Source organism: Kitasatospora sp. NPDC024654, assembly GCF_055559155.1.
In genome coordinates this window covers 18,064-28,743 of sequence record NZ_JBVHLF010000002.1, presented here as the reverse complement: position 1 = coordinate 28,743, position 10,680 = coordinate 18,064, and the positions used below count along the sequence as shown (strand labels likewise).

9 protein-coding genes are annotated in these 10,680 nt (G+C 71.3%); 4 read left to right on the top strand and 5 right to left on the bottom strand.

Features of this window, described 5'->3' with window-relative positions:
- Positions 1-26: 26 nt before the first annotated feature.
- Both htpG and ACZ38L_RS01355 read left to right on the top strand, forming a co-directional pair.
- Positions 27-1,946: a molecular chaperone HtpG gene (gene htpG / locus ACZ38L_RS01360; protein ID WP_465688081.1), complete on the top strand. Its 1,920-nt coding sequence runs from the start codon at positions 27-29 to the stop codon at positions 1,944-1,946.
- A 448-nt stretch (positions 1,947-2,394) separates the two neighbouring features.
- Positions 2,395-3,282 carry a C1 family peptidase gene (locus tag ACZ38L_RS01355; RefSeq protein WP_465688079.1) on the top strand — a complete coding sequence of 296 codons (888 nt, stop codon included), beginning with the start codon at positions 2,395-2,397 and terminating at the stop codon, positions 3,280-3,282.
- 120 nt (positions 3,283-3,402) lie between these two features.
- Here ACZ38L_RS01355 and pcp read toward each other — a convergent pair whose 3' ends face one another.
- The 5 genes from pcp to ACZ38L_RS01330 all read right to left on the bottom strand — a co-directional run bounded on the left by pcp (position 3,403) and on the right by ACZ38L_RS01330 (position 7,869).
- On the bottom strand, positions 3,403-4,047 hold the full coding sequence (gene pcp, locus ACZ38L_RS01350; RefSeq protein ID WP_465688077.1) for a pyroglutamyl-peptidase I: 645 nt from the start codon (positions 4,045-4,047) through the stop codon (positions 3,403-3,405).
- Between the two features lie 60 nt (positions 4,048-4,107).
- Positions 4,108-5,076 carry a DUF979 domain-containing protein gene (locus ACZ38L_RS01345; protein WP_465688075.1) on the bottom strand — a complete coding sequence of 323 codons (969 nt, stop codon included), beginning with the start codon at positions 5,074-5,076 and terminating at the stop codon, positions 4,108-4,110.
- Positions 5,073-5,783: a DUF969 domain-containing protein gene (locus ACZ38L_RS01340; protein WP_465688073.1), complete on the bottom strand. Its 711-nt coding sequence runs from the start codon at positions 5,781-5,783 to the stop codon at positions 5,073-5,075. The genes ACZ38L_RS01345 and ACZ38L_RS01340 overlap by 4 nt, the downstream gene beginning before the upstream one ends.
- Before the next feature lie 124 nt (positions 5,784-5,907).
- Positions 5,908-6,837, bottom strand: a complete 930-nt coding sequence (locus tag ACZ38L_RS01335; protein ID WP_465688071.1) for an SCO4651 family lipoprotein — start codon at positions 6,835-6,837, stop codon at positions 5,908-5,910.
- A gap of 102 nt (positions 6,838-6,939) precedes the next feature.
- Entirely contained in the window at positions 6,940-7,869 is a 930-nt protein-coding gene (locus ACZ38L_RS01330) for an NmrA family NAD(P)-binding protein (RefSeq protein WP_465688069.1), read from the bottom strand.
- Positions 7,870-8,074: 205 nt separating this feature from the next.
- Between ACZ38L_RS01330 and ACZ38L_RS01325 the strand changes: the two genes are divergently transcribed.
- Both ACZ38L_RS01325 and ACZ38L_RS01320 read left to right on the top strand, forming a co-directional pair.
- Positions 8,075-8,944, top strand: a complete 870-nt coding sequence (locus tag ACZ38L_RS01325; RefSeq protein ID WP_465688067.1) for a class II glutamine amidotransferase — start codon at positions 8,075-8,077, stop codon at positions 8,942-8,944.
- A 276-nt stretch (positions 8,945-9,220) separates the two neighbouring features.
- On the top strand, positions 9,221-10,546 hold the full coding sequence (locus ACZ38L_RS01320) for a S53 family peptidase (protein ID WP_465688065.1): 1,326 nt from the start codon (positions 9,221-9,223) through the stop codon (positions 10,544-10,546).
- Positions 10,547-10,680: the final 134 nt, after the last annotated feature.

The window sequence follows — 10,680 nt, the reverse complement described above, 5'->3', positions numbered from 1 at the left end:
TTGGTGACCTGAGGAGGAATCGAGTCATGTCGGCTGAGACGTTCGAGTTCCAGGTGGAAGCGCGTCAGCTTCTGCAGATGATGATCCATTCGATCTACTCGAACAAGGACGTGTTCCTGCGCGAGCTGGTCTCCAACGCTTCCGACGCGCTGGACAAGCTGCGCCTCGAAGCCCTGCGCGACGACACGCTCGGTGCGGACGTGTCCGACCTGCACGTCGCCATCGAGGCCGACCGGGAGGCCCGCACGCTCACCGTGCGGGACAACGGCATCGGCATGTCGTACGACGAGGTGGTCCAGCTCATCGGCACGATAGCCAACTCCGGCACGGCGAAGTTCCTGCGGGAGCTGAAGGAGGCCAAGGACGCGACCGTGACCGAGGGCCTGATCGGCCAGTTCGGCGTCGGCTTCTACGCCAGCTTCATGGTGGCCGACGAGGTCACGCTGCTGACCCGGCGCGCCGGCGAGAGCACGGGCACCCGCTGGACGTCGAGCGGCGAGGGCACGTACACCATCGAGACCGTGGCCGAGGCCCCGCAGGGCACCGCGGTCACCCTCCACCTGAAGCCCGTGGACACCGAGGACCGGCTCTACGACTACACGTCCGGCTGGAAGATCCGGGAGATCGTCAAGCGGTACTCGGACTTCATCACCTGGCCCATCCGGATGGCCGCCGAGGGCGCCGCGGAAGCGGCGGACGGCGACGACGCCGCCCCGCGCGAGCCGGAGACCCTGAACTCCATGAAGGCGCTGTGGGCGCGTTCGCGGGACGAGGTGTCCGACGCCGAGTACCACGAGCTCTACAAGCACATCAGCCACGACTGGACGGATCCGCTGGAGACCATCCGGCTGCAGGCGGAGGGCACCTTCGAGTACCAGGCGCTGCTCTTCATCCCCGCGCACGCGCCGCACGACCTGTACACCCAGGGCTACCAGCGCGGCGTCCAGCTCTACGTGAAGCGCGTCTTCATCATGGACGACTGCGAGGCGCTGCTGCCCGGCTACCTGCGATTCGTCAAGGGTGTCGTCGACGCGCAGGACCTCTCGCTCAACGTGTCCCGCGAGATCCTGCAGCAGGACCGCCAGATCCAGCTGATGCACCGCCGTCTGGCGAAGAAGGTGCTGTCCGCGATCAAGGACATGATGGCCAACGCCCCCGAGCGCTACGCCACGCTCTGGCGGGAGTTCGGCCGCGTCCTCAAGGAGGGCCTGCTCGGCGACTTCGAGAACCGGGACGCCATCCTCGCCGTCTCCTCCTTCGCCTCCACGCACGACCAGGAGGCGCCGACCACCCTGAAGCAGTACGTCGAGCGGATGAAGGACGGGCAGGAGCACATCTTCTACCTGACCGGTGAGTCCCGGCAGGCCATCGAGAACTCCCCGCACATGGAGGCGTTCCGGGCCAGGGGCATCGAGGTCCTGCTGTTGACCGACCCGGTCGACGAGGTGTGGGTCGAGGCCGTCCCCGAGTTCGACGGCAGGCAGCTGCGGTCGGTCGCCAAGGGCGAGGTCGACCTCGGTACCGACGAGGAGAAGAAGGAGGCCGAGACCGAGCGCGAGAAGCGGCAGCAGGAGTACGCCGGGCTGCTCGGCTGGATGACGGACCGACTGGGTGAGAGCGTCAAGGAGGTGCGGCTCTCCTCCCGGCTGACCGTCTCGCCCGCGTGCATCGTCTCGGACACCCACGACGTGACCCCGGCGCTGGAGAGCATGTACCGCGCGATGGGCCAGGACGTCCCGCGGATCAAGCGGATCCTCGAACTCAACCCCGGTCACGCGCTGGTGAGCGGCCTCAACAAGGCGCACACCGAGCGCGGGGAGGACACCGGTCTCGCCGAGGCCGCCGAACTCCTCTACGGCATGGCGCTGCTGGCCGAGGGCGGCGAGCTGAGCGATCCGTCACGCTTCATCAAGCTGGTGGCGGACCGCCTCGAGCGGACCTTGTAGCGCGCGGCGCGCTGGATCAACCGGTCCCGGAACGGGGGCCGGCACGGCTCACGTGGCCGTGCCGGCCCCCGTTCCGCTCTCCGGCGCCGGCCGGGCGCCGCTGCGCTGTCGGTCGGTCCGCCGGGTAGCGCGTCGAGCAGGGAATCCCCTCGCAAACCTCGCCGCGTCCTGCCCTGCGGCGGCTGTCGTGTTCCGGCCATGTCCAGTTGATGAACTGGCATGGCCTCGTCATGGAAGCCTATGGTGGGTCACATCCGGTCGGCGGCGTCGCCTCCGCCGGGCAGGTGGCGGTTCGTCGGCCTGACGCTTCGGCGAGACCAACCGCACCGCTGCTTCGAGCACGTTCTCCTTCCAACTCGGCGGCCCACTGCCGCTGTTCGGCTCTGCTTCGCGGTGGCCCCCACATGCCGCCCCGAACGGGTCCCCCCACAACAGAAGGAACAACGCAGTGACAGAGAAGAACACCTACGGCCGCGCCATCGCGGTCCTGGCGATAGCCGGAGCGCTCAGCTCGGTGATCGTCCCCGCGGCCGACGCGGCCCCCGCCTCCCCGGCGCACCGTCACCACCACTACGCACTGGGCGCGTTGTTGGATCCGACCCGGGACCACACCCACACCGCGCTCGCCCCGCACGCGCTCGCCGCCGACCTGCCCGCGAGCGTGGACCTCAGCAACTACCTTCCCGCCGTGGGCGATCAGGGCCAGGTCGGGTCGTGCGTGGCGTGGGCGATCGACTACTCCGCCATCGGCATCATGGAGGGCGAGCAGGGCATCAAGGGCGCCCCGCACGCCCCGATGTACACCTACGCGCAGATCGCCCAGGGCGACGACCAGGGCAGCTACGCCTACCAGCACTTCGACATCCTGACCACGCAGGGCCTCGACACCAAGGCCGACTACTGGCAGGGCGACTTCGACTACACCACCCAGCCCGACGCCAACGAGACCGCGAACGCGGCCAACTGGAAGCTGTCCGGCTACACCGCCCTGGACACCGGTAGCGCTCTGGTGAACGAGGTGAAGAGTTCGCTCGCGCAGGGCGAGCCCGTGGTCTTCGCCTTCGAGGTGTACCAGAGCCTGGAGGACATCGATGCCTCCACCGCCGCCAACTACAGCTACTACCCGACCGATTCGGAGCTGGCCGGGCAGCCGCTGGGCGGTCACGAGGTGGCCATCGTCGGCTACAACGACCAGGGCGTGAAGATCGCCAACTCCTGGGGCAGCTCGTGGGGTGACAACGGCTACTTCACCGTGCCGTGGAAGTTCGTCACCAACCAGATCGAGGAGGCCGACGCCGTCGGCAAGATGATCGCCACCGGCTCCGGCGTCTACTGATCCGAGCCGTCCCCCGGTCGTAGCCCTCGGACGACCGTTCCGGGAGATCAGCTGCCGGGCGGCCCGGGAAACCGGACGCCCGGCAGCTGATCTCCCACGTCCCTTTCCGGCGCCCTCCGTTCAGTGCGTGGCTCCGGCCGCGAGCGGCAGGTCGGTCCGGGTCGCGGCGGCGGTCAGCAGGATGGTCCGGATCGCCGCCGCGGTCAGTGCCACCGGGAGCGAGGGGGCCGCGCGGTCCACCACCTGTTCGGGGGTGAACGGGACATGGACGAACCCACCGCGCAGGGTGGGGAGTTTGGTGGCGATGTGGTGCATGAGCCCGTAGAAGACGTGGTTGCACACGTAGGTGCCGGCGGTCTGGGAGACCGAGGCGGGCACCCCGGCCGCCCGCAGCGCGGCGACGCACGCCTTGATCGGCAGAGTGCTGAAGTAGGCCGCCGGACCGCCCACGACGATCGGTTGGTCGACCGGACGGTGGCCCGCGTTGTCGGGGACGCGCGCGTCGTCGACGTTGATCGCCACGCGCTCCAGGGTGATGTCCGGGCGGCCGCCGGCCTGCCCGACGCCGAGTGCCAGGTCCGGCCCGACGGCCTCGATCGCCGCCCGCAACTCCTCGCGAGCGGTGCCGAACACGCAGCTCAGCCGGACGGCGGTGATCTCCAGACCGGCCGGGCGGTCGGCCGCCACCAGCGACACCGCCTCCCAGGACGGGTTGACCTCGGCGCCGTCGAAGGGTTCGAAGCCGGTGATGAGGACCCTGGTCATACGGCGGACCTCCAAGACGGGTCGGGCGAGGGCCCGGGCGGGCGGGTAGGTGCCGACGGGTCAGAACGCGAAGAGCGCGACGACGGCGATGTTGCAGAGCAACAGCACAGCGGCGGTCGGGAGTTGGGCCTTGATCGGACCGTACTGGTCCTTGAGCTCCAGCAGCGCGGCGGGGACGAGGTTGAAGTTGGCGGCCATCGGGGTGACCAGCGTGCCGCAGAATCCCGCGAGCATGCCGGCCGCCAGCACGACCGGTGGCCGGCCGTGCAGATGCTGGACGAGGACGGGCCAGCCGACCGCGGCCGTCAGCACCGGGAAGGCGGCGAAGGCGTTGCCCATGACCGCCGAGAACACCGCCATGCCGACGCAGTAGACGACCACCGCGAGGTACTTCTGGTCCGCGGGGAGAACGGAGGTGGTGATCCGGCCGACCTGGGCGCCGACCCCCGCGACCTGGAAGACGCCGCCCAGCACGGTGAGGAGCTGCGGCAGGAGCATGATCGGGCCCATCGACTCCAGCAGGCCGCGGCCGGCGTGCAGTGGGGTGGCGACGCGGCGCTCGCGGACCACCGCCATCGCCACCGCCAGCGCGGTGATCGCGCCGAAGCCCAGACCGAGGATGGTCTCGCTGCCGGGCTGCAGCAGGGCGGTGCCGCCCGGGTGCCAGTTCTTGACGACCGACGCGCACACCACCGCGACCAGCGGAACGGTGAGCGCGGGCAGGAAGAGCCGGTTGCCGACCCGGGCGGCCGAGGCGGCCCGTTCGGCCGGAGGGGTGGTCCGTGGCTCGCCGCGGCCGACCCGGCCGAGGCCGGCCAGCAGCACCATGGCCAGCACCGCGGCGCCCAGCGGCGCCGCGGGCGCGGTCCGGTCCGCCACCCAGGAGCTGTAACCGAAGGAGACGCCGAGCAGGCCCCAGAAGGCGGCGGAGCCGAACCGCCGGGGATTGCTGCGGTCCCGCGCCATCTGGGCGGCCATCACGAGGAAGAGCGCGCCGACCAGCCAGTAGAACCACTCGACCTTGATCACCGAACGTCCTCGCGGGTGCGGGCCGTTGCCAGTTGATTGAGCGTCAACTCCCGTTCCAGTGAACGGTCCAGGCGCAGCAGCCGGAAGCCGTGGACGAGGAAGGCGCAGGCGGCGGTGGGGACCGCCCAGAGCGCCACCGCCGCCGGTTCGAGATGGACGTGGTAGGTGGTGTTGACCAGTCCGGTGATCAGCAGGACCGAGCCGACCGCCAGGAAGCAGTCCTCGCCGAAGAAGAGGCCCACCGTGTCGGCACTGGCCGCGAAGGAACGGATGCGCTCGCGTGCCCGGTCGGTCAGCGGGCCGTGCCGGCGTTCGGCGGCCCGCTCCGCGATCGGGACCACCATCGGCCGCACGCTCTGCGCGGGGCCGCCGATGCTGGTGATCCCGAACGCCGCGGTCAGCTGACGGATGCCCAGGTAGAGGGCGAGGAAGCGGCCGGTGGTGAGTCCCCCGAGCCGGGCGATCAGGGTCCGGGCCTGGTCCTGCAGCCCGTGGTGCTCCAGCAGGCCGATCACGGGGAGCGTGATGACGAAGACCGTCACCGACCGGCTGCCGGCGAAGCCGGTGCCGAAGGCGTCCAGGATGCCGACCGGTGAGAGTCTGCCCAGCGCCCCGGTGACCACCCCGGCGACGCCGACGACCAGTAGGGGGTTGCGCCTGGTGGCGAAGCCGACGACCACCACGAGGACGCCCAGGAGAACGATCATCCGTCCGCCTTCCGGAGAGCAGCCACCACGGAGTGCGATGGGGGACTGCGGGGGACGCTAGAGGATCACCGGACGGCTCCACAAGGGTGTTGACATGATCGGCTCACCCTGGCGCGGTGACCGGTCAGTTGTCGCCGGACTGCTGCGCCTGCTCCATCAACGCCGCGGAGTCCACCAGGTCGTCCGCGGGCGGCGCGCTGGGCAGCACCGGGGTGCCGTAGTCGGAGTAGTCGGCGGTGAGGTCGAGTTCGCCGTTCTTGGTCTGCGTCCGGGTGGAGTGCCTGACCAGCAGGTCGTCGCCGTCGACCCAGACGTCGATGTGCTCGCTGGTGATCCCTTGCGACTGCACCTGCTGGCGCAGCGCGTCGAGCTGGTCGGAGGTCAGCCCGTCGGCGGCGCCGGCGCTGTCGGACAGGTCGTCGAGCGACAGGTCGCCGCTGTAGTGCGTGGCGGGCGTGGAGTCGACGGTCTCCGTGCCGTCCGCGGTGACCCTGCCGGAGGCGATCAGGGCGCGGACCGCGGCGACCGGGTCGGCGTTGCGGAAGCCGTTCCGCAGCGAGTCACCCGCCGTGCCCAGGTAGGTCGCCAGGTCCGCGTAGCCGTACTTCAACCAGTGCTTGCCGCCGAGCTGTGCGGTCACGGCCGGGGACAGGCGCATGTTCACGTACACCGCGTCGGGCAGGTAGACCATGTCTGCCGGGCCGCTCGACCCCAGCTTCGACGTGAGGGCCGCCGGCAGTTGCGTCTGCATCGTGCCCTGCACGCCGTTCGCCCAGGAGAGCGAGCCCTTGCTGGTGATCGTCCCGCTGGGGGTCTGGACGGTCTCGCCGACCACGGCCGACTCGGCCGCGCCGGTCCGGTCGCTGACCTTCCGCAGCAGCCCGGCCGGGGTCACCTCGATCGGCGACGCGCCGCCGCCCGGGGTCGCCGCGGTCGGCGATCCGGGGGCCAGGTGTGCGGCGCCCGGCTTGGCGTCCGCGCCGCAGGCCGCCGTCCCGGCCAGGGTCAGGACGAGGGGCGCGGTGACGAGTGTGCGGGTGCGTGCGGTGCTCATGCTCGGATCCCCTCCCGAGCGGCCGGTCGGCCGCTTCACTGATGGAGCAACCAGCGGACTCCGGCCGATCGCCCGGCCGGCTCGCCCGGCTCTTTTCCGACGTCAGTGCGCGCCGCCGCGCGGGAACAGGTCGGGGTTGTCCAGGACGTACTCCCGCACTCCGGTGGCCGGCCGGCCGGTGACCCGCTCGACGTCGTCGGTGGAGCGGTCGTAGCGGTTCTGCGCGTGCAGGCGGGCCATGGTCGCCAGGTGCTCGAAGACGTGGTCGGGAAGCCCGAGCGGGCGCAACTCCTGCTCGACCCACTCGTCGTACGGCGGATCGAGGTAGCTGATGGGTCGGCCCAGCACCGCGGAGAACTCCGCCGCCAGCTCGGTCAGGTCCCGCGAGGCGGGTCCGGTCAGTTCGTAGGTGTGCCCGGTGTGCGGGGCGGGGTCCGCCAGGACCGTCGTGATGACCTCCGCGACGTCCGCGGCCGCGATCGGGGAGGTGCGACCGGCCCCGAACGGCAGCCGGATCGTCCCGTCCTTCGTCATCGACTCGTACGCGAACACCCGGAAGAGCGGATTCTCCATGAACACCGTGGGCCGGACGTGCGTCACGGGCAGCCCCGACCAGTTCAGGACCTGTTCCGCCAGCCAGTGCCCGTGCTGCTGCGCCGACTCGGCCGTACTGGTGAGATCCATCTGCGAGACGGTCAGCTGGGACATGTTGACCAGCACCTCCAGGCCGCCGTACTGGCGGGCCGCGGCGGCCACGGTCACCGTCGCCTCCAGGTACTGCGACGACACGCCCATCCCGAAGTACATCCGTCCGCAGCCGGCCAGAGCGCGGGCCACGTCCGCACCTCGGGTCAGGTCACCCACCACGACCTCGGCACCCAGCGCGCGCAGCCCCTCGGCCCGCTCGTCGTCCACCCGGACGAGGGCGCGGACCGGCAGGCCCCGCCGTCGCAGCGCGTCGGCCACCCGCCTGCCCACGCCGCCCACGCTGCCGGTGGCGCCGGTCACCAGAATCGGCTGGTCATCCGTCATGAGGTCGCTCCTGTAGTCACGTACCGGTCCTCGGCGGCCGGACCCTCGCCACGAGGGTACGTTCGCCGTGCCCGGTCGGCACCGTGGTGGGGAGCGGCCTGCCGGTCAACCGGGGTGATCCCGGGCGCGCCGTCCCGGGTTCCGGGTACCCGGCCCGGTGATGATGGGAGACCGCGTACCTTTCCCCGGCCCGAGGTGATGACGGATGTGCCGTCTGTTCGGCATGAGCAGCGCTCCGCAGCGGACGCGCGCCACCTTCTGGCTGCTCGACGCCCCGGACAGCCTGGCCGCCCAGAGCCGTCGCGACCCCGACGGAACCGGGCTGGGTTTCTTCGACGCCGACGGCACGCCGCACGTGCACAAGGCCCCGATCGCGGCCTGGGAGGACCGCGCGTTCGCCGAGGAGGGCCGCGAGGTCGAGTCGGTCACCTTCGTGGCGCACGTCCGCTACGCCTCGACCGGCGGCCTGGAGGAGCGCAACACCCACCCGTTCCTCCAGCACGGCCGGCTGTTCGCGCACAACGGCGTGGTCGCGGGCCTGCCCGAGCTGGAGGCCCAGCTGGGCGAGTCGCGCGCGCTGGTGCAGGGGGACACCGACTCCGAGCGGGTCTTCGCACTGATCACCCGTTCGATCGAGCACCACGGCGGGGAGGTCGGCGCCGGGCTGGCCGCCGCCGCCCGCTGGATCGCCGCCCACCTGCCGCTCTACGCGCTCAACCTGGTGCTGATCACGCCCGAGGAGATGTGGGCGCTGCGCTATCCCGACACGCACGAGCTGTACGTGCTGGAACGCCCGGCCGGCGGTCTGCACGGCACCAGTCGGCTCGACCACTGCGGTCGGGGCGGGCGGCTGCACGTACGGTCGGGGGAGCTGGCGCAGGTGCCCGCGGTGGTGGTGGCGAGCGAGCGGATGGACGAGAACCCGCACTGGCGGCTACTGCGTCCGGGCGAACTGCTGCACGTCAGCCGGGAGTTGCGGGTCCGCTCGCACATCGCGCTGCCCGACCCGCCGGCCCACCAGCTGGCCCTGGCCGACCTCGCCGACCGCGCGGCCGCCTCGCAGAGCGTGCACTGAGCGCCGGAGCGAGCGATACCAGCGGCACCTATTGACGTGGCCGGTCCCGCGATGTGACTGTGGCATCGGCACTTTACTCATGGACACGTCACGCAGTGTCCGCGTACCGCATGCGGCCGCGCGCGGGCCCATGTTGACCTTCGGTCAGCTGATGACCGGCGACGAGCGGCCGTCGCGACGCGAGTATTGGCATGCTCGCGACAATCGCGCGTCCGCGCTCGCCGCCGCGCATCACCGTGTCGGCACGCCGTGCGCCAGGGGAGAGGAACCCTTTTGATGAACTTCCGCAAGGTCGCCATGGCCGCGGTGTCGGTCGGCGCGTTAGCCGCCGGCCCGCTCGTGCTGCCGGCCACCGTGGCCCAGGCGCAGAGCACCGCGAGCCCGCGGCTCGGCTCGGCGGCAAGCCTGCCCAGTCCCCAACTCGCCGGCCGGGGAACCGTCCAGGTGTGCGCCGGCATCGCGCGGAACCGCTGCATGGCCGAACTCGTCACGGTGGCGCCCGGGTCGACCAAGGCGCTCGCGACCAGCGCCCCGGCCGGGTACGGACCGGCGGACTTCGCCGCCGCGTACCATCTGCCGGCCGCCAACGCGGGCCCCGCCAACACCATCGCGATCCTCGACGAGGGCGCGTTCCCGACCCTCGAGGCCGACCTCAACGCCTATCGCACGCAGTACGGCCTGCCCGCGTGCACCACGGCCAACGGCTGCTTCAGGCAGGTCGACGAGCACGGCGGCGCTCCGCTGGCCGCCGGCACGACCTCCGACGAGAAGAACTTCGACGAGCAGGTCGGCGTCGAGACCACGCTGGACGTCGACATGGCCTCCGCCGCCTGCCCGACCTGCCACATCCTGGAGATCACGGTCAACCGTGACATGACCACCAGCGAGGACCAGGCCGCCGAGGACTTCGGCGTCGCCATGAACACCGCGGCGGCGCTCGGTGCGTCGGCGGCCAGCGTCAGCTACCAGTTCAGTCCGGACGCGACCCTCGACCTCGGTGCGGCCGCCCGCGACTTCTACCACCCGGGGATGGCGATAACCGCCTCCTCGGGCGACGGCGGATACGAGGGAACGCCCTCCGGCTGGCCGCAGAACCTGCCCACCGTCACCTCCGTCGGCGGCACCACCCTCTACCGCACACCCGGCGCCGGCCGGGGCGGCTACACCGAGGTCGCCTGGGACGGCTCCGGCAGCGGCTGTGCCGCCGAACTGCCGCCCGCGCTTGGCCAGCCCACCAGCGTGTCGGCCAACTGCCGCGGCCACCGCGCCGGTTCGGACGTCGCCGCCGACGCCGACCCGACCACCGGTGCGGCCGTCTACGACGACTACACCCCCTTCTCCGGCCAGCAGCAGGGCTGGCTCGCGGTGGGTGGCACCAGCCAGTCCAGCCCGTACATCGCCGGCCTGTACGCACGCGGCGGCCACCTGGCCGACGTCGAGGGGCCCAACACCCTCTACGCCGCGCCGTCCTCGGCGTTCAACGACGTCACGGTCGGCCAGAACGCGCCGGCGAACAGCGGTTGCACGGTGCTGTGCGTCTCCGGGCGCGGCTGGGACGGCCCGACCGGGCTCGGCACGCCCAACGGCCTGTCGGGGTTCTGACCGAGGTACGGGAGGGGGAAGCGCGCGGGCGGCCGGGGGGGGGCGTCCCCCCCCCCCCCCTCCCCTTCACGAAGAAACAACAAAAGGGGAAGAAAAACCCCCACTAAAAGCCGCTCGCGCAGGTGTGGTACGAG